The 19,375-nt window shown below is 73.5% G+C and carries 16 protein-coding genes and 1 tRNA gene; 7 read left to right on the top strand and 10 right to left on the bottom strand.

Annotated features, from left to right (window positions below; all coding sequences use genetic code 11):
* Positions 1-235: 235 nt before the first annotated feature.
* The 6 genes from ACIGG8_RS00720 to ACIGG8_RS00745 form a co-directional block, all read right to left on the bottom strand.
* Complete coding sequence (locus ACIGG8_RS00720) at positions 236-1,516, bottom strand: HD-GYP domain-containing protein (protein ID WP_396544741.1); 1,281 nt, start codon at positions 1,514-1,516, stop codon at positions 236-238.
* An 86-nt stretch (positions 1,517-1,602) separates the two neighbouring features.
* Positions 1,603-3,033 (bottom strand): HD-GYP domain-containing protein, encoded by a 1,431-nt coding sequence (locus tag ACIGG8_RS00725; RefSeq protein ID WP_396544457.1) that lies wholly within the window; start codon positions 3,031-3,033, stop codon positions 1,603-1,605.
* Between the two features lie 346 nt (positions 3,034-3,379).
* The gene (rsrA, locus tag ACIGG8_RS00730; protein ID WP_396544459.1) at positions 3,380-3,793 is read right to left on the bottom strand and encodes a mycothiol system anti-sigma-R factor; all 414 of its coding nucleotides are present in this window, start codon (positions 3,791-3,793) and stop codon (positions 3,380-3,382) included.
* Positions 3,790-4,533 carry a sigma-70 family RNA polymerase sigma factor gene (locus ACIGG8_RS00735; protein ID WP_396544461.1) on the bottom strand — a complete coding sequence of 248 codons (744 nt, stop codon included), beginning with the start codon at positions 4,531-4,533 and terminating at the stop codon, positions 3,790-3,792. Before ACIGG8_RS00735 ends, rsrA begins: the two co-directional genes overlap by 4 nt.
* A gap of 315 nt (positions 4,534-4,848) precedes the next feature.
* Positions 4,849-5,484: an alpha/beta family hydrolase gene (locus ACIGG8_RS00740; protein WP_396544463.1), complete on the bottom strand. Its 636-nt coding sequence runs from the start codon at positions 5,482-5,484 to the stop codon at positions 4,849-4,851.
* Positions 5,485-5,507: 23 nt separating this feature from the next.
* Positions 5,508-6,260 carry an SOS response-associated peptidase gene (locus ACIGG8_RS00745; protein WP_396544465.1) on the bottom strand — a complete coding sequence of 251 codons (753 nt, stop codon included), beginning with the start codon at positions 6,258-6,260 and terminating at the stop codon, positions 5,508-5,510.
* Between the two features lie 137 nt (positions 6,261-6,397).
* On the opposite strand from ACIGG8_RS00745, the gene ACIGG8_RS00750 reads away from it, so the two are divergent.
* The 5 genes from ACIGG8_RS00750 to hisN all read left to right on the top strand — a co-directional run bounded on the left by ACIGG8_RS00750 (position 6,398) and on the right by hisN (position 10,968).
* The gene (locus tag ACIGG8_RS00750) at positions 6,398-7,123 is read left to right on the top strand and encodes a M50 family metallopeptidase (RefSeq protein ID WP_350523016.1); all 726 of its coding nucleotides are present in this window, start codon (positions 6,398-6,400) and stop codon (positions 7,121-7,123) included.
* Positions 7,124-7,209: 86 nt separating this feature from the next.
* The gene (aroA, locus tag ACIGG8_RS00755; protein ID WP_396544467.1) at positions 7,210-8,541 is read left to right on the top strand and encodes a 3-phosphoshikimate 1-carboxyvinyltransferase; all 1,332 of its coding nucleotides are present in this window, start codon (positions 7,210-7,212) and stop codon (positions 8,539-8,541) included.
* 15 nt (positions 8,542-8,556) lie between these two features.
* The gene (gene rsgA, locus ACIGG8_RS00760) at positions 8,557-9,612 is read left to right on the top strand and encodes a ribosome small subunit-dependent GTPase A (RefSeq protein ID WP_350523018.1); all 1,056 of its coding nucleotides are present in this window, start codon (positions 8,557-8,559) and stop codon (positions 9,610-9,612) included.
* A 118-nt stretch (positions 9,613-9,730) separates the two neighbouring features.
* A complete protein-coding gene (locus ACIGG8_RS00765) occupies positions 9,731-10,054 on the top strand; it encodes a multidrug efflux SMR transporter (RefSeq protein WP_350523019.1) in 324 nt (107 codons plus the stop codon).
* 116 nt (positions 10,055-10,170) lie between these two features.
* Positions 10,171-10,968 (top strand): histidinol-phosphatase, encoded by a 798-nt coding sequence (gene hisN / locus ACIGG8_RS00770; RefSeq protein WP_396544470.1) that lies wholly within the window; start codon positions 10,171-10,173, stop codon positions 10,966-10,968.
* 70 nt (positions 10,969-11,038) lie between these two features.
* Here hisN and ACIGG8_RS00775 read toward each other — a convergent pair whose 3' ends face one another.
* Positions 11,039-12,514, bottom strand: coding sequence for a catalase (locus ACIGG8_RS00775; RefSeq protein ID WP_396544472.1), 1,476 nt, complete (start codon positions 12,512-12,514; stop codon positions 11,039-11,041).
* Positions 12,515-12,617: 103 nt separating this feature from the next.
* Between ACIGG8_RS00775 and ACIGG8_RS00780 the strand changes: the two genes are divergently transcribed.
* On the top strand, positions 12,618-13,031 hold the full coding sequence (locus ACIGG8_RS00780; protein WP_396544474.1) for a Fur family transcriptional regulator: 414 nt from the start codon (positions 12,618-12,620) through the stop codon (positions 13,029-13,031).
* A 52-nt stretch (positions 13,032-13,083) separates the two neighbouring features.
* Here the strand turns inward: ACIGG8_RS00780 and ACIGG8_RS00785 are convergent, their stop codons facing one another.
* From ACIGG8_RS00785 to ACIGG8_RS00795, 3 genes are all read right to left on the bottom strand, one after another.
* Entirely contained in the window at positions 13,084-15,057 is a 1,974-nt protein-coding gene (locus ACIGG8_RS00785; protein WP_396544476.1) for a tetratricopeptide repeat protein, read from the bottom strand.
* A 367-nt stretch (positions 15,058-15,424) separates the two neighbouring features.
* Positions 15,425-15,498, bottom strand: a tRNA-Met gene (locus ACIGG8_RS00790).
* An 89-nt stretch (positions 15,499-15,587) separates the two neighbouring features.
* The gene (locus ACIGG8_RS00795) at positions 15,588-18,578 is read right to left on the bottom strand and encodes a UPF0182 family protein (protein ID WP_350523024.1); all 2,991 of its coding nucleotides are present in this window, start codon (positions 18,576-18,578) and stop codon (positions 15,588-15,590) included.
* A 222-nt stretch (positions 18,579-18,800) separates the two neighbouring features.
* On the opposite strand from ACIGG8_RS00795, the gene ACIGG8_RS00800 reads away from it, so the two are divergent.
* Positions 18,801-19,373, top strand: a complete 573-nt coding sequence (locus ACIGG8_RS00800; protein WP_350523025.1) for a PPA1309 family protein — start codon at positions 18,801-18,803, stop codon at positions 19,371-19,373.
* The last annotated feature ends 2 nt before the right edge of the window (positions 19,374-19,375 follow it).

Raw genomic sequence — 19,375 nt, forward strand, 5'->3', positions numbered from 1 at the left:
CGTGCCCGTACCGCCTCGGACGGCGTACCGGGCCCGGCGCTCCGGGTCGGTGTTCCACGCTACGACCGCATCCAACCACGCCCGCCCCCGCCCGCGCTCCCCACCGCCGAGGTTGGGGCCCGCCCCTCCCCAGCCTGCCCGCCCGGCCGCGCCCTCTCAACCCCTGGCGGGTCCGACCCCGGCTGCGGCCCCGGCTGCGGCGCCGGTTCCGGCCCTCGGGCGGCAGTCCCGGCCGTCAGCCCCTGGCCTGTCCACCGACCCTGGCCAGGGCGTCCACCACCCGGGCGTCGTAGACCCGACCGCGCCCCAGCCGGATGACCTCCAGCGCCTCCAGCCGCCCGACGGCCTCACCGACGCCCCGGCCGCGGGCCACGGTGAGCAGGTCGTCGTGGGCGTTGGCGACCCGGATGATCCGGGCCGCGAGCGGCACCGGGCCCTCGCCGACGGCGGGCCCGGCGCAGGGGTCGGCCAGCCGGGCGACCTGCTCGGCGACCTGCCGGGGCACGCCGGTACGGCTGATCACCTCGCTGCCCAGCCGGGCGATCCGCTGCTGCTCGACGCACGGCAGCACCGCGGTGGCGCCGTCCGGCACCGGTTCGACCAGGGACAGCTGGCCGACGTCGTGCATCAGCGCGGCGTACTCCAGCAGGGCGAGCTCGCGGGTGCCCAGACCCAGCTCGCGCCCCAGCGCGCACGCCGTGTCCGCGACCCGGCGCGCGTGCCCGTGCGGGGTGTAGCCGGCCACCTCGGTGGCCCGGGCCAGGCTGGCGATGGTCTGACCGGTGGTGGCCCGCACCGCGGCGGCGCGCCGGAAGGACACCTGGGCGAGCAGCAGCGGGGTGCAGAACAGCGGCAGCGCCCAGAGCCCGACCTCGCCGGCCGCGAGGCTGACCAGCATCCCGGTGGCGACGATCGCCGAGCCGATGCCGAACAGCGAGCGCAGCTCGTCCTCCAGCGCCGCGGGGAACCGCAGCCCGCCCGCCGAACGGCGCAGCAGGGCCGCCAGGGTGGCGTCGCAGAGCGCGGCCAGCGCGGCGACGACGGTCAGGAAGGCCCCGTACGCCGGGCCCTCGGGCGAGAAACGGTCGACCAGGCCGCCGTTGTAGAGCGGCTGGAAGACGGCGGCCGCGAAGCCGACGGCGAGCAGCCGGCGGACGGCGCTGTCGCGGCGGGCCGGGTCGGCCCAGGGCGGGCGGCGGTGCGGGCGCTCGGGGCGGTGCGGCAGGGCGGCGAGCCCGGGCAGCCAGGCCAGCAGCAGGCCCGCCCCGGTCACCGTGACCACCTGGAGCATCCCGTGCGCGGTCGGCACCCCGCGCAGCGGCCCGAGCAGGGCGTACGCCAGCGCACTGGCAGCGCCGATGGGCGCCTGTTCGCGATCGCCCGGAAGGGTGATCCGGACGCATTCGCCGAGCGCGATCAGCACGGTGAACGCCAGCGCGACCTTGGGCTCCGCGACCCCGCGCACCGCGACCGCGCCCAGCGCGAGCGCCAGCAGTGCGGCGGCGGCCGCGTGCACCGCGCGGGTGGTGGGCCCGCACGCCGCGCGGTCGGCGAGCGTCCGGCTGCGGGCCGTCCGGCCGAGGGCCGCGCGCCCGGGCGCCGTCACGGCTGCCCGGGCGCGGGAGCGCCGCCCTGCGCGGGTACCCGGCCGGGAGCCGTCCGGACCGGTTCGGGCACCCCGAGCGGGATGTCCGGGACGGCCCGCACGCAGTCCTCGGAGTGCACCACCGGCCGCCAGTCGTGGACGGCCAGCGCGTCGATCAGCGCCCGCACCATCACCGGGTCGAACTGGCTGCCCGAGCAGCGCTCCAGCTCGGCCACCGCCTCGGCGACCGGGCGGCCGCGCCGGTAGGAGCGGGTGGAGGTCATCGAGTCGAAGGCGTCGGCGACCGAGATGATCCGGGCGAACTCGGGGATCCGGTCGCCCGCCAGCCCGCTCGGGTAGCCCCGGCCGTCCACCCGCTCGTGGTGGTGCAGGATCCCGGCGTGCGCCTCGCCGAGGAAGTCGATCCCGCGCACCAGCTCGTACCCGTACACCGGGTGGATCTCCACGGCCCGGCGCTCCGCCTCGGTGAGGGGACCGTTTCTGCGCAGGAGCTCGGTGGCCACGCCGAGCTTGCCGACGTCGTGCAGGATCCCCGCGAAGCGCAGGGTGCGCAGCCGGTCGGCCTCCATGCCGAGCTGAGTGGCGATCAGCACCGAGGCCCGGCCGACCCGTTCGCTGTGCCCGCGGGTGTAGGCGTCCTTGATCTCCACGGCCTGCACCAGCGACTGCACGGTGGCCTGGTGGGCGTCCTGCTCGCGCTGGCCCTGGGCGAACACCCAGGCGGAGATGGACAGCGGCAGCAGTGCCAGCAGCGCCGCGAACGCACCGTACGGGCCCTGCCAGAGCACGGCGACCATCAGTCCGCCGGCCGCGTGCACCAGCACCGGCAGTCCGCACACCGAGCAGGCCCCACGCAGCAGCACCCCGGCCCCGCGGCCCTCGCTGAGCATCACCATCACGCCCACCACCACCCCGTTGACCAGGCAGAACGCGGCGACTGCGGTGAAGCCGGGCAGCAGCGCGGCCGGGAACCGGGAGCCCAGCAGCAGCTGCGGGCCGCGCAGCAGGTGGAAGACGACCGAGGAGGTGAAGGCGCACAGCGCGAGCTGGGAGCCGTTGAACAGCTGGCGCCCGCGGCAGCCGCGCCCGCTCGGCCCGCCGAGCAGGGCGGCCGGCGCGGCGACCAGGGCGGCGGCGGCCGGAGGGAGCATCAGGACCCCGGCGAACAGCACCGGGAAGAAGGCGTTCACCCCGGGCCGGGCGGGTACCCGCTCGGGCGGCGCCGGGCGGCGCAGCAGTCTGCGCACCAGCACCAGACAGGGCGTCGGCAGACCCTGCGCCAGTGACTCCCAGCAGCCGTGCAGGAAGGCGAGCAGCCCGACCTTGGGCCAGTCCACCGGCTGGCCGAGCCAGCGCGGGACTCCCGGGGTGGCCCCGGCGGGCAGCAGCGGCACCAGGCAGCACAGCGCCGCCACCGGGACGGCCACCAGGTAGCGCGCCGCGCCGGGCGGCAGGGTCGCGCCCCCACTGTCGGTAGCGATGTCGACCTCCCCGCCGTCCGGGCCCGTGTTGCCTCAGCACGCCGGGCGAACCGGCGGTGAGCGTCCGTCAGGAGGATAGGCCGCCGTCCGGGCGCGGGGACGCATGATCGCGCAATGGCGCAGTTGGCGCACCGCCAACTCACCCGAACGAGTGACGGCGCACGTGAGCAGAACGGGAGCGGCCCCGGGAGCACATGCTCCCGGGGCCGCTGGACTCCCTTGGCCCGGACCGGGCGGGCCGCCCTCGTCGACGGGCCGGCGGACGCCTACGCCCGGACGCCTGCCCTGACGGTCACTCCGCCGGGGCGCCGGCCTCGACCGGGGCGCTCGGACGCTCGGCCGGCTCCTCGCCCGCCTCACCCTGCGCCAACTTCGGTGCCGGCCGGGCGGACTCGGCGTGCACCTCCACGGCGGCCTCCACCGCGACGACCACTTGCTCGCCCGAGCGCTGCCCGGCCCGGATCGAGTCGATCCTGGCCAGCACCTTGCTACGCAGATCGGTCGGGGTGTCGTCGCACCCGCAGGAACGCTTGATCAGCGCCTTGATCGCCTGCTCAAGCCCGTACTGCTTCAGGCAGGGCGAGCACTCCTCGAAGTGCACGCGCAACTTCGCGCAGTCGCCCTCGGCCATCTCGTTGTCGAGGAATTCATAGAGGTGGTCGAGGACCTCGCCACACTCGGTTTCGTGCGGATCGCCGCAGCTCATGAGCCCGAGCCCTTCGCTTCCTGCCCTGCCCCGCTGCCGGCCGGGACGAGCCCGCGCTCACGGGCGTAATCCTCCAGCATGCCGCGCAGCTGACGGCGGCCGCGGTGCAGCCGGGACATCACCGTACCGATGGGAGTACCCATGATGTCCGCGATCTCCTTGTACGCAAAGCCTTCTACGTCCGCGAGATAGACGGCGATCCGGAATTCCTCCGGGATGGCCTGGAGCGCGTCCTTCACATCGCTGTCGGGGAGGTGGTCGAGCGCCTGGGTCTCCGCCGAGCGCAGGCCGGTCGACATGTGCGACTCCGCCCTGGCCAGCTGCCAGTCCTCGATCTCCTCCGCCGCGGTGCGCTGGGGCTCCCGCTGCTTCTTGCGGTACGAGTTGATGAACGTGTTGGTGAGGATGCGGTACAGCCAGGCCTTGAGGTTCGTGCCCTCACGGAACTGGTGGAAGGACGCGTACGCCTTGGCGAACGCCTCCTGGAGCAGGTCCTCCGCGTCGGCCGGGTTACGCGTCATGCGCAGCGCCGCCGAGTACATCGGGTCCAGGTAGCCCAGGGCGTCGCGCTCGAAGCGCTCCCGCCGGGCCTCCTCGCTCTCCTCCGCCGACACCCGGTAGGTGTCCTCACCGATCGCCTCGGCCAGCTCCTCACCGGTGAGCGCCTCGCCCGCAGGCCGGACCTCGTCCGGGCCACGACCCGGCTCGGCCTCGTGCTCGGTCCCGACGACCGGACCCACCTCCTCGGCATGACGGCCACGGCCCACGGCGGGCCGCCCAGAAATGGAGGATATCGGGCTGACGGGCTTCTCGCCCGCGTCAATCCACTCCGACCAGGAGGGGACGAGGGCCGTGGCGGCCTCCCGCTCCTCAGGCCGTTCGGGGCACGCGATCGAACCCATCTGCCCTGCCTCTCACCGGTGACTCGTGCTGACGAGGGTGTCAACCACCCCGGCCCCGCCCGCATTCCCGTCCTCGCGCACCATTCACTCGCACGAGTGAGCGACCGGAAACTCCCTGCTCACGGCGGTCCCGGGCCCGGCCGCGGGCCCGCCTCAGACCAGCCGCAGGACCCAGTCCCCGACCGCCGAGCAGATCAGGTCCACCACCTCGTCCTGCCCCATCGGCGCCCGCTTGGGCACCGCGAACCCGTGACCGCCGTACGGCACCGCCACCAGTTCGTGCCCCGCCGGCAGCTCCGGGAACTCCTCCGGCCCGCCGAACGGGTCCTGCACGCTCTGCACCACCAACGTCGGGAGCCCCGACTCCAGCAACTCCTCCGCCCGGCTCTTCTCCGGCTTGCCCGGCGGGTGCAGCGGGAACGCCAGCGCCACCACCCCCACCGCCCCGGTGGCCGCCCCCGTCCGGCAGGCCACCCGCGCCCCGGCGCTGCGCCCGCCCACCACCAGCGGCAGCCCCTGCCCGGCCAGGTGCTCGGCGACCGGCCGCCAGCCGAGGTCCAGCGCCTTCGGCGCCGGGCCCAGCTTCTTGCCCGCCACCCGCCAGGGCTGCTCGACCAGCGCCACGCTGATCCCGCGCTCCGGAAGCCGCCCGGCCAGCTCCACCAGGTCCCGGGCCTCGATCCCGCCTCCCGCGCCGTGCCCGAGGGCCAGGACGGCCTTCGGTTCGGCCGCCCGGTGGTGGGTGATCCGGGCCTCCCCGGCCTCGGTGGGGATGAGTTCGGTCGTCATCGCTGCTCGCTCCCGGATGCGCTTCAGAACAGGGTGGTCTCGTGCTCGACCTCGGCCCAGGGCTCCTTGAGCTCCGGGCCGTTGTTGCGGATGCTGCCGACCGCCGGCGACACCGGGGTGGCCAGCAGGGCGCCGGGCGGCGGGGGTATCAGCAGCCGGCCCAGGGCGTCCGGGTCGGTCAGCCTCGGGTCCAGCCACGCGTCCCAGTCCTGCGGGTCGAGGAACAGCGGCATCCTCTCGTGGATCGGCGCCAGCGACTCCTCGGCGTCCGTGGTGACGATCGTGAACGTCACCAGCCAGGCCTCCGGGTGCCCGGGCGGCACCGCCCGGTTGCGCCAGAACTCGTACAGCCCGGCCAGCGCCAGCGGGGTGCCGTCCGCCCGGGAGACGAAGTACGGCTTCTTGCGCGCCTTGCCCCGCTCGCCCGGCACCGTCTGCCACTCGTAGTAGCCGTCCACCGGCAGGATGCACCGGCGCGCGGCGAAGGCCTGCCGGTAGGAGGGCTTCTCGTGCACCGTGTCCGACCGGGCGTTGATCATCTTCACCGCCGTCTCCGCGGTGTTCGACCACTGCGGCACCAGCCCCCAGCGCAGCACCCGCAGCTGCCGCACCGCCCGCGGCTGCTCCCCGGCCATCCGCTCCAGCACCACGAAGGCGCTGTTGGTCGGTGCGACGTTCCAGTTCGGGTCCAGGGTCTCCTCGGGGTCCCACTGCTCGACGTCGAACAGCTCGATGACGTCCTCGGGCTTGCTGCTGGCTGCGAACCGACCGCACATGCGGGCCAGCTTGCCATGCCGCCCGTCCTCATCACTTGTTCACGCCCGGACCAGAACCGCCCGCTCCCGCCCGCCCGTCTCCCCGTGGGAGGCTGCCCCGAACGGCCCAGCGCAGCGAACGGAGGCGGAAAGACCACATGAGCACCGACGACCACACCCTGAGCGCCCTGTGGGACCAGGTCACCGGCAACCAGCCCGCCCCGCCCGGCTGGCTGGTCCTGGCCACCGGCGCCGCCGCCCTGCTCACCGTCCTCGCCCGCCCGCTCTGGCACGTCGCCCGCAACGCCGTCACCATCGCCCACGAGGGCGGCCACGGACTGGTCGCGCGCCTCACCGGCCGCAAGCTGGCCGGCATCCGGCTGCACTCCGACACCTCCGGGCTCACCGTCTCCTACGGCCGCCCCACCGGCCCCGGCATGGTCCTCACCGCCGCCGCCGGCTACACCGCCCCCGCCCTGCTCGGGCTCGGCTGCGCCGCCCTGCTCGCCGCCGACCGGATCACGCTGCTGCTGTGGCTGGCGATCGCCCTGCTGCTCGCCCTGCTCCTGCGCATCCGCAACGCCTTCGGCCTCTTCGTCGTCCTGGTCGCCGGCGGCGCCTTCTTCCTGGTCTCCTGGTTCGGCAGCGCCGAGGTCCAGGCCGGCTTCGCCTACCTCGGCTGCTGGTTCCTGCTCTTCGGCGCCGTCCGCCCCGTCCTGGAGCTCCAGCACCAGCGCCGCATCGGCTGGGCGCAGGACTCCGACGCCGACCAGCTCGCCCGGCTCACCCACGTCCCCGCGCTCGCCTGGGTCACCGTCTTCCTGCTCGTCGCCCTCGCCTGCCTCGCCCTCGGCGCGACCTGGCTCCTCCAGCCGCTGCACTGACCCGGCCGCGGACCGGGGGGCGCAGAGCCGCCGGGGGCGAGCGGGCGATTCACGGCCCGTTCCGGTACGGCCCCTAGACTTGCCACATGACCGAGACCCCGTGGCCCGCCCCCGTCGCCACCAGCCCCGTCGACGCGACCGTCACCATCCCCGGCTCCAAGTCGGTCACCAACCGGGCCCTGGTGCTGGCGGCACTCGCCGAGCGGCCCGGCTGGGTGCGCCGCCCGCTGCGCAGCCGCGACTCCCAGCTGATGGCCGACGGCCTGCGCGCCCTCGGGGTCACCATCGAGGAGACGGTCAACAACGACGCCGGCGGCACCGGCGGCGGCGAGGCCTGGCGGGTCTTCCCCGCCCCCGCGCTGCGCGGCCCCGCCTCCGTCGACGTCGGCAACGCCGGCACGGTCATGCGCTTCCTGCCCCCGTTCGCCGTCCTCGCCGACGGCCCGGTGCACTTCGACGGCGACCCGCGCTGCTACGAGCGCCCCCAGCACGGCGTGATCGACGCCCTGCGCGCCCTCGGCGCCCGCATCGACGACGGCGGCCGCGGCGCGTTCCCGCTGACCGTCCACGGCACCGGCTCGCTGGACGGCGGCCCGGTCGAGCTGGACGCCTCCTCCTCGTCCCAGTTCGTCTCCGCGCTGCTGCTCTCCGGCGCCCGCTACAACCACGGCATCGAGGTCCGGCACGTGGGCGGCCCGGTGCCGTCGCTGCCGCACATCCGGATGACCGTGGAGATGCTGCGCAAGGCCGGCGCCCAGGTCGACGCCCCCGAGGACGGCGGCGAGAAGGACGTCTGGCGGGTCACCCCCGGCGCCCTGATCGGCCGCGACCTGGTGGTCGAGCCGGACCTCTCCAACGCCGCGCCGTTCTTCGCCGCGGCCCTGGTCACCGGTGGCCGCGTCACCGTGCGCGACTGGCCCCGGCACACCACCCAGCCCGGCGACCAGCTGCGCGAGATCTACACCCGGATGGGTGGCGCCTGCGAGTTCACCGACGAGGGCCTGCAGTTCACCGGCACCGGCCGGATCCACGGCATCGACGCCGACCTGCACGACGTCGGCGAGCTCACCCCGGTGATCGCCGCCGTCGCCGCGCTGGCCGACTCCGAGTCCCACCTGTACGGCATCGCGCACCTGCGCCTGCACGAGACGGACCGGCTCGCCGCGCTCGCCAAGGAGATCAACGACCTCGGCGGCGACGTCACCGAGACCGAGGACGGCCTGCGGATCCGCCCGCGCCCGCTGCACGGTGGCACCTTCCGCACCTACGAGGACCACCGCCTGGCCACGGCCGCCGCGGTGCTCGGCCTCGCCGTGCCCGGCATCGGGGTGGAGAACGTCGCCACCACCGCCAAGACCCTGCCCGACTTCCCGGCGATGTGGGCCGAACTGCTGGGCGAAGCGGCGGCGGACGCCTGAGCGGAGACTGAGCACATGCGCCGCTACGGCAAGGACGCCGACGAGGACGACATCCGCAACCGCCCCGCCCGCCGGGGTTCCCGGCCGCGGACCCGGATCAGGCCCAAGCACGAGGACGCCGCCGAGGCGATGGTGCTGACCGTCGACCGCGGTCGGCTGACCTGCCTGGTCGACCCGGGCACCAAGCACGAGCGCGAGGTCGTCGCCATGAAGGCCCGCGAGCTGGGCCGCAAGGGGGTGGTCGTCGGCGACGTGGTCAACCTGGTCGGCGACCTCTCCGGGGACGCCGACACCCTCGCCCGGATCGTCCGGGTCGAGGAGCGCAGCTCGGTGCTCCGGCGCACCGCGGACGACGACGACCCGTACGAGCGGATCGTCGTCGCCAACGCCGAGCAGCTGGCCATCGTCACCGCGCTGGCGGACCCGGAGCCGCGCCCCCGGCTGATCGACCGCTGTCTGGTGGCCGCGTACGACGCGGGCATGGAGCCGCTGCTGGTGCTCACCAAGTCGGACCTCGCCCCGGCCTCGACCCTCCTGGACTCCTACGCCTCGCTCGGCATCCGGTACGTGGTCACCCGCCGCGACGAGCTGGAGACCACCGGCGCCGAGGCCGTCCGCGAGCACCTGCGCGGGCGCTCCACGGTGTTCATCGGCCACTCCGGCGTAGGCAAGACGACCCTGGTCAACGCCCTCGTCCCGGACCGCCAGCGGCAGACCGGCCACGTCAACGCGGTGACCGGCCGCGGCCGGCACACCACCGTCTCCGCCCTGGCGCTGCGGTTGCCGCCGCCGCCCGGTGCCAAGCCGGGCTCGAAGAAGGCGCTGGACCCGGGCTGGGTGATCGACACCCCGGGCTTCCGTTCCTTCGGCCTCTCGCACATCGACCCGTCCCGGGTCATCCTCGCCTTCCCGGACCTGGAGCCCGGCACCGTCGACTGCCCGCGCGCGTGCAGCCACGACGAGCCGGACTGCGCGCTGGACGCCTGGGTCGCCGACGGCCACGCCGAGGCCGCCCGGCTCTACTCGCTGCGCCGCCTGCTGGCCAGCAAGGAGGCCCGCGAGGGCGACTGAGCCCTCCGGGCCCCCGAGGTCCGTGGCCCGTTCGAGGTGTCGGACCGCGCCCGCCTGGCGATCATAGGAAGGTCGGGCCGGGTGCGGTCCGACCGTCGATCCACTGGGAGGGCGCGCGATGGCATGGGCCCTGGTGATCCTGGCCGGCCTGCTGGAGACCGGCTTCGCGATCAACCTCAAGCTCAGCGAGGGTTTCACCAAGCTCTGGCCCACCATCAGCTTCTGCGTGTTCGCCCTCGGCAGCTTCGGTCTGCTCACCCTCTCGCTGAAGAGCCTGCCCATCGGCCCCGCCTACGCCGTCTGGACGGGCATCGGCGCGGCCGGCACCGCCATCTACGGCATGGTCTTCCTGGACGAGAGCACCTCGGTGCTCAAGCTGGTCTCGATCTCCCTGGTGATCGCGGGGGTCATCGGCCTCCAGCTCAGCGGTACGACGCACTGAGCCGACGCACGGCGCACGGCGCACGGCGCACGGCGCACCGGGGCGCGCGGGAACGCCTCGTCCCGCTCCGCGAGCCCGGCTGTGCCGATCGGGGCGGGCTCGCTAGGGTCTTGGACATGGCCGACTACCACGACGATCTCCGACTCGCCCACGTCCTCGCCGACTCGGCCGACTCGGTCACCCTGGAGCGATTCCGCGCCCTCGACCTGAAGATCGAGACCAAGCCGGACCTCACCCCGGTGAGTGACGCCGACAAGGCCGCCGAGGAGCTCGTGCGCAGCGTGCTCCAGCGCGCCCGCCCGCGCGACGCGATCCTGGGCGAGGAGTTCGGCCTGCAGGGCTCCGGCCCGCGCCGCTGGGTGATCGACCCGATCGACGGCACCAAGAACTACATCCGCGGGGTCCCGGTCTGGGCCACCCTGATCGCCCTGCTGGAGGACGGCCCGGACGGCGTCGAGCGCCCGGTGGTGGGCATCGTCTCCGCCCCCGCGCTGCAGCGCCGCTGGTGGGCGGCGAAGGGTCTCGGCGCCTTCGCCGGCCGCAGCCTGGCCAAGGCCTCCCGGATCCACGTCTCCGGCGTCTCCCGGATCGAGGACGCGTCCTTCTCCTACTCCTCGCTCACCGGCTGGGAGGAGCGCGGCCGCCTCGACCCGTTCCTGGACCTCACCCGGGCCTGCTGGCGCACCCGCGCCTACGGCGACTTCTGGTCCTACATGATGGTCGCCGAGGGTGCCGTCGACATCGCCGCCGAGCCCGAGCTGTCGCTGTGGGACATGGCCGCCAACTGCGTCATCGTCGAGGAGGCCGGCGGCCGCTTCACCGGCCTGGACGGCATCCCGGGCCCCGGCGGCGCGGACGCCGTCGCCTCCAACGGCCTGCTGCACGAGGAGGCGCTGCGCCGCCTCTCGGTCTGAACGTGGATGCAGGCCCTGTGACCAGTGGGAGCCGGTCACAGGGCCTGCTGCTTTCTCGGGCCGGTCGCTGCTACCGCTTGCGCAGCTCCCGGACCGCCGCCTCCAGCCGCTGCCCGTAATCGGCGTCGGCCTTGCGGAAGTTGTCGATCGCCCGCTCGACGATGTCCTCGCGGTCGGCCGAGACCTTGGCGATGAAGCCAGCCAGGTTGGCGATCAGCCGCTGCTTCTCGTCCTCCGAGAACAGCCGGTACAGGTTGCCGGCCTGCACGAAGTCGTCGTCCTCGGCGTGCGCGGGCGCCACGTGGGTGCCGGTGAGGCCGTCGACCGCCGTGGCGGCCCACAGCGGGCGGCCGGTCTGCACGGGGCCGCCGAAGCTGTTCGGCTCGTAGTTCTTCTGCCGTCCGTGGCGCCCGTCGTACAGGTGGCCGTCGCGGCCGTTGGTGCGCGCCTCGGTGGCGTGCGGTCGGTTCACCGGCAGGTGGTCGGCGTTGATGCCGACCCGGTAGCGGTGGGCGTCGGCGTACGCGAACAGGCGGCCCTGGAGCATCTTGTCCGGGGACGGGCCGATGCCAGGCACGAAGTGCGCCGGGGAGAACACCGACTGCTCGACCTCGGCGAAGACGTTGTCGGGGTTGCGGTTGAGCTCCAGCCGGCCGATCTCGACCGGCGGGTAGTCGGCGTGCGGCCAGACCTTGGTCAGGTCGAAGGGGTTGAAGCGGTAGTTCGCCGCGTCGGCCGCCGGCATGATCTGGACCTGCACCGTCCAGCTCGGGAAGTCGCCGCGCTCGATCGACTCGCGCAGGTCGCGCTGGTGGCTGTCCGGGTCCTCGCCGGCGAGTGTGTTGGCCTCGGCCTGGGTGAGGTTGCGGATGCCCTGGTCGGTCTTGAAGTGGTACTTGACCCAGAAGTGCTCGCCGGCCTCGTTCTGCCACTGGAAGGTGTGCGAGCCGTAGCCGTTCAGGTGGCGGTAGGAGGCGGGTATGCCGCGGTCGCCGAAGAGCCAGGTGACCTGATGGGTGGCCTCGGGGGACAGGCCCCAGAAGTCCCAGACGTTGTCGGCCTCCTGCGATCCGGTGTACGGGTCCCGCTTCTGGGTGTGGATGAAGTCGGGGAACTTGATGGCGTCCTTGATGAAGAACACCGGGGTGTTGTTGCCGACGAGGTCGTAGTTGCCCTCCTCGGTGTAGAACTTCAGCGCGAAGCCGCGCGGGTCGCGCACCGCGTCGGCCGCGCCGAGGTTGCCCGCCACGGTGGAGAAGCGCAGGAAGACCTCGGTCTGCTTGCCGACCTCGGACAGGAAGGCCGCCCGGGTCCAGGGCGTCACGTCGGCGGTCACCGTGAAGGTGCCGTACGCCCCGGCGCCGCGGGCGTGCACCACGCGCTCCGGGATCCGCTCGCGGTTGAAGTGCGCGAGCTTCTCGAACAGCAGCTGGTCCTGGATCAGGGCCGGGCCGCCGAGACCGGCGGTCTCGGTGTTCTGGTTGTCGGCGACGGGGGCACCCGCCTCGGTGGTCAGGGTCGGGCGCAGCTCGTCCTGCGTGGTCATAACGGGTGCCTCCACGGGTCCGATCGTGATGACACGATCCTAACTTGGACTTTGTCCAAGTCAACACTGGAACCAATCCCGGACCTGAATTACCCTGGCGGACATGAACGACCTGCTGGAGAGACTGCGCGAACGCGGCTGGCGGCTGACCTCGCAGCGCCGGGTCGTGGCCGAGGTCCTCGACGGCGATCACGTCCACCTCACCGCCGACGAGGTGCACGCCCGCGCGGCGGCCCGGCTGCCCGAGATCAGCCGCGCCACCGTCTACAACACGCTCGGCGAGCTGGTCGCCCTCGGGGAGGTCCTGGAGGTCGCCACCGACGGCCGCGCCCGGCGCTACGACCCCAACGCGCACCGCGCCCACCAGCACCTGGTCTGCTCGGGCTGCGGCGCGATCCGCGACGTCCACCCGCACGGCGACCCGCTCGCCGCGCTGCCCGCGGCCGAACGCTTCGGCTTCACCGTCACCGCCGCCGAGGTCACCTACCGCGGCCTGTGCCCCGACTGCCGCCCGTAACCCGACAGTCCGACAGTCCGACGGGCCGACGGACCGACGGGTCCGGAGGTCGCTACGCGCTCAACTCCGCGTGCAGCGCGCCCAGCAGGCGCCCGGCCCGCTCCGCCACCTCGGCCGGGCCGTAGTCGATCGCCCGCCGGCACCAGTTCTCCGCCTGCACCGGCTCCCCCCGGCGCAGCGCCAGCAGCGCGAGCCGCAGGGCCGCCCGCCCGTGCCCGGCGTCGGCGGCCCGGGTGTACCAGAGCATCGCCTCGGCCTCGCTGTCCTGCCGGGCCAGCAGCAGCCCCAGGTTGAACGCGGCACTGCGGCTGCCCGCCTCGGCGGCCCGCCGGTACCAGCTCTCGGCGATCTCCAGCGCCCCGCGGTCCGCCGCCCGCACGCCCATCCGCACCTGCGCCCGTCGGTGCCCGGCGTCGGCCGCCAGCGCGTACCAGTGCTCGGCCTCGGCGTCCGCGTCCCCGCGCCGGTCCAGCAGCGAGGCCAGCCGGAACGCGCCCTCCGCCGAGCCGCCCGCCGCCGCCTGCCGGTAGCGCTCCAGCGCCCCGGCCAGGTTGCCGCGCTGCTCCTGGGCGACGGCGAGCTGCAGCGCCGCCTCACCGTGCCCCTCGGCGGCGGCCCGCGCGTACCACTCCTGGGCCTGCCGCTGCTCGCCGCGCCCGGCGTGCAGCACGCCGAGGTTGAACGCGCCGTCCACGCTGCCCGCCTCGGCCGCCTTGGAGAACCACGGCTCGGCGCCGGACTCGTCGCCGCGCTGAAGCAGCACCACTGCCAGGGCGTTGCAGGCCTCCCGGTGCCCGGCGTACGCGGCCCGGCGGTACCACTGCTCGGCCTGCTGCTCGCGGCCGGTGCCGGCGCAGAGCAGGCCGAGGTTGAAGGCGCCGTTCTGGTCGCCCGCGTCCAGCGCGGCGCGGTACCAGCGCTCGGCCTCCTTGGCCTCGCCGCGGCTCGCGTGCAGGGCGCCCAGCGCGTTGGCGGCGTTGCCGTCCCCGGCCTCGGCGGCCTCCTGCCACCACTCGGCGGCGGCCGCGACGTCCCCGGAGTCGCGCAGCAGGAAGCCCAGCGCGCAGGCCGCGCGCGGCTCCCCGTTCTGCGCGGCCTGCCGGTACCAGCGGGCCGCCTCCTCCAGCAGGGACCGGTCGGTGCGGGCGCGCTCCTCCAGCAGCACGCCCAGGCGCAGCGCGGCGCGGGCGTGGCTGCGGGCGGCGGCGGTGCGGTACCAGGCCTCGGCGGTGTCCTTGTCCCCGGCGGCCTCGCGCATCCGGGCCAGCCGGTAGGAGGCCTCCCGGTGCCCGGCGTCGGCGGAGACCTTGAACCAGCGCTCGGCCCGGACGTCCCGCCGGTGCTCCATCAGGTCGCCCAGGGCGTAGGCGCCGAGGGGGTGTCCGTGGTCGGCGGCGAAGTGCAGCCAGTACTCGGCGGCCTCCTCCTCGCCCTGGTCGCGCAGTTGCAGCCCGAGCGCGTGCGCGGCCGGGGCGCTGCCGGCGACGGCGGCCTGGCGCCACCACTGGCCGGCCTCGGCCCGGTGACCCTGCTGGTGCAGCAGCACGCCGAGGTTGTTGGCGGCGGCGCGCACCCCGGCCGCAGCGGCGGCGCGCAGGTACGGTTCGGCGTCCTCCAGGTCCCCGCGGCGCAGCAGCAGGGTGCCCAGCCGGCCGGCGGCGTCCGGGTCCCCGCCGTCGGCGGCCTGCCGGTGCCGGGCCTCCAGGGCGGCGGACTCGCGGGCGGCGAGCGCGGTCTCGAAGCTGGTCGGGTCCAGGCCCGTCGGGTCCAGGGCGGCGCCGGCGGCCGGCTCGTCGCCGGGCCGCTCCCCGTACGCGCCGACGGCGGCGGCGAACTGACGGGTGGACACGTGGACCAGGCTGTCGGGGCCGTAGCCCGGGGTGGGGCGTTCGGAGAGTCCGCTGGTGCGCTGGGCCGGCAGGGCTCCGGGGCGGTGTTCGGGGCTCTCGGTGCTCTCCGCCCAGGCGTCGGTGTCCGCCTCGGCCGCCGCCGCGGGCTTGGCGCCTGACTTGCCGATCAGCCTCATGCCGACTCCCGCTCCCCCAGAGTGTCGCGGCATCGTGCCCCGGCGTGCGACCGGGGGGACTCCCAGGAGAGGCGCCGGACCCGACGGCCAATCAGCGGCCGTGCACCGTCCCCCATGTGTCCCATCGTCGCATCACCTGCTACCCGCGTACACCTGCCCCGGCCGAATTCGGGCCGGGCTGACCCGAAGCCGACGGAATTGCTTCGGCGCTTTGTCGATTTCCCGACACTTCAACCTCACAAACCCCTGCGCCCTCCTCCTTGGCGACGGTCGATAGTACCGGAGCGGTTCCCACCGCTTCCGTGCGAAGACACCCCGGGAAACACCGGAGGCCCGGAGGAAGGATCCTCCGGGCCTCTGGCCTTTGTAGCGGGGACAGGATTTGAACCTGCGACCTCTGGGTTATGAGCCCAGCGAGCTACCGAGCTGCTCCACCCCGCGTCGGTGGTTGAACCATAGCACCGATGCGGGGTGGAACGGAAAACGGTTGCCGCAGCTCAGCGGTCCACCGCTGCGGCCCGTGGCCGGGGCTACGGCCGGGGGCTCGGTGATCCGGCCCCGGTGGCCCCCGCGGCGGGAGTGCCGGTCGGGGCGGGGGCCGGGCTGCCGCCGCGGGCCGCCACGGCCGCGTTCAGGGCGTCGCCGAGCGCCTTCTGGGCGTTGCCGTAGGCCACCCAGTCGCCGTTCTTGAACGCCGTCTGACTGTCGTTGTACGCCTTCTCCGCGTCCGACAGCGCCTTCTGCAGCTCCGGCGAGATCGTCCCGCCCGGCGCGGGCGTGGCCGGCGCGGTCGGCGTGGGCGTCGCCGGGGAGGTCGGGGTGCCCGGGGCGGTCGGGGCCGTCCCGTTGCCCGGGTTGGACGGCGCCACCGGCGTGGCCGGCGGGGCCTGCCCGGCGAAGAGCTTGTTCAGCGCCTTCTCCAGGGTGTCCTCGAAGGCCACGTTGTCGTCCCCGTACACCGCCAGGACCTTCTGCAGCGTCGGGTACTTGGCGCCGCGCCCGCGCACGTACACCGGCTCGACGTTGAGCAGGCCGCCGCCCATCGGCAGGGTCAGCAGGTTCCCGTACTCCAGCTCGGTGTCACCGCCGGTCTTCAGTGCGTAGATCTGCGAGGCCACCTCCTGGCGGGAGTTGAACTTCGACTGCACCAGGCCGGGGCCGGGGGCGCCGGACTCGCCGGTCATCTTCAGGACGCGGATCTTCCCGTAGTCGTCGCCCGGGTCCGCGTTGACGGCCATGAACGCCGCCAGGTTCGGACGGCCGTTGGGCACGAAGGAGCTGGTCAGCGAGAAGCTCGCGCCCGCGGCGTCCGGCATCCGCACCGTCACGTAGTACGGCGGCTGGACCTGCTTGGTGTCACTGGTCGGGTCCACCGGGACCTGCCAGATGTCACTGCCGTTGAAGAAGGAGTTGGAGTCGGTCACGTGGTACTGGCCGAGCAGGTCGCGCTGCACCTTGAACATGTCCTGCGGGTAGCGCAGGTGCGGCAGCAGCGACTGCGGGATGTCCGCCTTCGGCTCCACGGTGCCCGGGAAGGCCTTCATCCAGGTCTTCAGCACCGGGTCCTTCTCGTCCCACTGGTAGAGCTTCACCTCGCCGGTGTAGGCGTCGACCGTGGCCTTGACCGAGTTGCGGATGTAGTTGACCTGGTTGGCGACGGTCAGCAGCTCACCGCGCTGGTTGGTCAGCGAGTCCTTGGTGGCGGCGCCCAGCGTCGTCTTCGAGGAGAACGGGAAGCCGTCCGAGGTGGTGTAGCCGTCCACCACCCAGACCACGTGGCCGTCCTGCACCACCGGGTACGGGTCGGCGTCGATCGACAGCCACGGGGCGACCTTCTCCACCCGCTCCTTCGGCGTGCGGTTGTAGAGCACCTTGGCGCCGTCGGTGATCGCCCCCGCGTAGAGGATCTGCGGCTCGGTGAAGCGCACCGCGTACGCGGCCCGGGTGATCGGGTTGTCCAGCGAGACACCGCCGGAACCGGTGTACGTGTACTCCACGTTCTGGCCGGTCTTGGTGTCGGTGTAGTCGATCTCCTTGTTGGAGCCGCCGACGATCGAGTACGTCGTCGTCTTCTCGCCGTAGTAGATCCGCTGCTGGTAGTCGCCGAGCGAGCCGGTGGCCGGCAGGCCGGACTCGGTGAACACCGGCCCGCCCTTGTCGTCGACCTGGTTGCCCTTGGCGACCGCCGCGCCGTAGCCGTGGGTGTACTTGAAGTGGTCGTTGATCCAGTTGCGCTGCACGCCGTTGAGGTCCAGCTCGCGCAGGCCGACGACGGTGTCCTGCTTGCCCGTGTCGGTGCGGTACCGGTCCACGTCCAGCGTGCTCGGGAAGGCGTAGTAGTTGCGCTGCTGCTCCAGCGACTGGAAGGTCTGCGACACGATGTTCGGGTCCAGCAGCCGCACGTCCGCGATGGTCTGCGCGTCGGGCTTGAGCGCGTCACCGCCGGTCGAGCCCTGCGGGCTGTACGGCGTGGTCTGCGCGTCGGCGATCCCGTACGCCTGCCGCGTCGCGTCGATGTTCTTCTGGATGTACGGCGTCTCCTTGGCCTGCTCGTTCGGCTTGACCTGGAACTGCTGCACGATCGCCGGGTACAGGCCGCCGATCAGCACCGCCGACAGCACCATCAGCCCCAGCCCGATCAGGGCCGGCGCCCAGGTGCGGCGGATCGGGGTCAGGAAGAACAGCACGGCGCAGATGATCGCGACGAAGAACAGGATGGTCTTGGCCGGCAGGAACGCGTTGGCGTCCACGTAGCGCAGGCCCGTCCAGCCCGAAACACCCTTGTACGAGCCGGTCTTGACCGCCAGCGCGTACCGGTCGAGCCAGTAGGCGACGGCCTTCAGCAGCACGAACACGCCCAGCAGCACCGCCAGGTGCCCCTGCGCGCCGGCGCTCGCCCGCCGGCCCGGGCCCTGCAGCCGCAGCCCGCCGTACAGGTAGTGCACCAGCGCCGAGGTCAGCAGCGAGACGATCACCGCGCTGAACGCGAAGCCCAGCACGAACTCGTAGAAGGGCAGGTCGAAGGCGTAGAAGGAGACGTCCATGCCGAACTGGGCGTCCTTCTCCCCGAAGGACGTCGAGTTGGTCCACATCAGCCAGGTCCGCCACTGGCCGGACGCCGCGGCGCCCGCCACCAGGCCGATCACCAGCGAGATGCCGATCAGCGCCCAGCGCTTGAACGGCGCCAGGCCCGCCCGGTAGCGGTCCAGGCTCTGCTGCTCCACCGACATCGCCGACAGCGGCGGCCGCAGCCGGTGCGCCAGCCAGATGTTGAAGCCGACGATCACCGCCATCAGCAGGCCGAACACCGCGAACAGCCCGACCTTCGTCCACAGCTGAGTGGTGAACACCGAGGAGTAGTGGACCGACTTGAACCACAGCCAGTCCGTCCAGAAGCCCGCGAACATGACGAACAACAGGAACAGCACCGCGAGTACGCCCAGGGTCAGCAGGGCCACCCGCGCCCGCCGCGACGGCGGGCCCACCCTTCGCCGGAAACCCGGCCCTGAGCGTTCCGGCATCTGGAATACCACGGTGGCACCTCAGCTGTGTCGTCTGGATATCGGTCGGTCGTCAGAGCAACTTAACCAGGCTTTGGCCGAGTTCCCACCGTTAGCAGACGGTTACTACGGCGCCCCGCCCCCGGCCGTCCCCGCCCCGCCCGCACCGGGGCGCGCGGCGCGCCGCCGCTCCCACCGGACCGCCCGGCGAGCGCGCCCCGCCCGGCGTGTGAGGATTGAGGCATGTCCGACGCGTCTGATCTGAACAACTCCCCCGACGACGTCTCCAAGCTCCCCGCCGCCACCCCGCTCACCCGGGCCGCGCTGGAGATCGACGAGTACGCCGCCACCCTCGGCTGGGACCTCCCGGCCCGGCTGTTCGCCCTGGTGGACAGCGCCGCCCTGCGCAAGGCCAACCCGAAGATCGCCGAACAGCTCGGCCTCGCCGACGGCGACGAGCCCGGCCTCACCCCGATCGAGCAGGACGAGATCCCGGCCGGCACGCCGCTCGACAAGTTCCTCGGCACCATCGCCTGGCCCGACTCGGTGGCCGGCTGCGCCCTGGTCGTCGAGCGGCAGATGCTGCCGCCCGGCGCCGAGCAGACCCGCCCCCGCGGTGCCAGCGACGCCCAGCTCGCCGACTGGGTGGCCAACCACCCGCAGCGCGAGGAGGTGCGGATCACCGCCGCGGTGCTGCGCGACGGCAAGAAGGAGATCGCCCTGCGGCTGCGTTCCAAGGACGTCGCCCGCGAGGTGCTGACCGGTCCGGACCTGGTGCCCGGCCTCACCGAGGCCCTGCTGGCGACCTTCTCCTGACC

This window comes from Kitasatospora sp. NPDC085464 (assembly GCF_044541955.1).
GTDB lineage: Bacteria > Actinomycetota > Actinomycetes > Streptomycetales > Streptomycetaceae > Kitasatospora.

What these genes read in the sequence shown, in the direction of transcription:
- ACIGG8_RS00780 (WP_396544474.1), top strand. Translation starts at nt 12,618, where the DNA reads ATGAACGACCTGCTGGAGAGACTGCGCGAACGCGGCTGGCGGCTGACC.
- ACIGG8_RS00765 (WP_350523019.1), top strand. Translation starts at nt 9,731, where the DNA reads ATGGCATGGGCCCTGGTGATCCTGGCCGGCCTGCTGGAGACCGGCTTC.
- ACIGG8_RS00750 (WP_350523016.1), top strand. Translation starts at nt 6,398, where the DNA reads ATGAGCACCGACGACCACACCCTGAGCGCCCTGTGGGACCAGGTCACC.
- ACIGG8_RS00795 (WP_350523024.1), bottom strand. Translation starts at nt 18,578, where the DNA reads ATGCCGGAACGCTCAGGGCCGGGTTTCCGGCGAAGGGTGGGCCCGCCG.
- rsgA (WP_350523018.1), top strand. Translation starts at nt 8,557, where the DNA reads ATGCGCCGCTACGGCAAGGACGCCGACGAGGACGACATCCGCAACCGC.
- ACIGG8_RS00775 (WP_396544472.1), bottom strand. Translation starts at nt 12,514, where the DNA reads ATGACCACGCAGGACGAGCTGCGCCCGACCCTGACCACCGAGGCGGGT.
- ACIGG8_RS00800 (WP_350523025.1), top strand. Translation starts at nt 18,801, where the DNA reads ATGTCCGACGCGTCTGATCTGAACAACTCCCCCGACGACGTCTCCAAG.
- ACIGG8_RS00785 (WP_396544476.1), bottom strand. Translation starts at nt 15,057, where the DNA reads ATGAGGCTGATCGGCAAGTCAGGCGCCAAGCCCGCGGCGGCGGCCGAG.
- hisN (WP_396544470.1), top strand. Translation starts at nt 10,171, where the DNA reads ATGGCCGACTACCACGACGATCTCCGACTCGCCCACGTCCTCGCCGAC.
- aroA (WP_396544467.1), top strand. Translation starts at nt 7,210, where the DNA reads ATGACCGAGACCCCGTGGCCCGCCCCCGTCGCCACCAGCCCCGTCGAC.
- ACIGG8_RS00740 (WP_396544463.1), bottom strand. Translation starts at nt 5,484, where the DNA reads ATGACGACCGAACTCATCCCCACCGAGGCCGGGGAGGCCCGGATCACC.
- rsrA (WP_396544459.1), bottom strand. Translation starts at nt 3,793, where the DNA reads ATGAGCTGCGGCGATCCGCACGAAACCGAGTGTGGCGAGGTCCTCGAC.
- ACIGG8_RS00745 (WP_396544465.1), bottom strand. Translation starts at nt 6,260, where the DNA reads ATGTGCGGTCGGTTCGCAGCCAGCAGCAAGCCCGAGGACGTCATCGAG.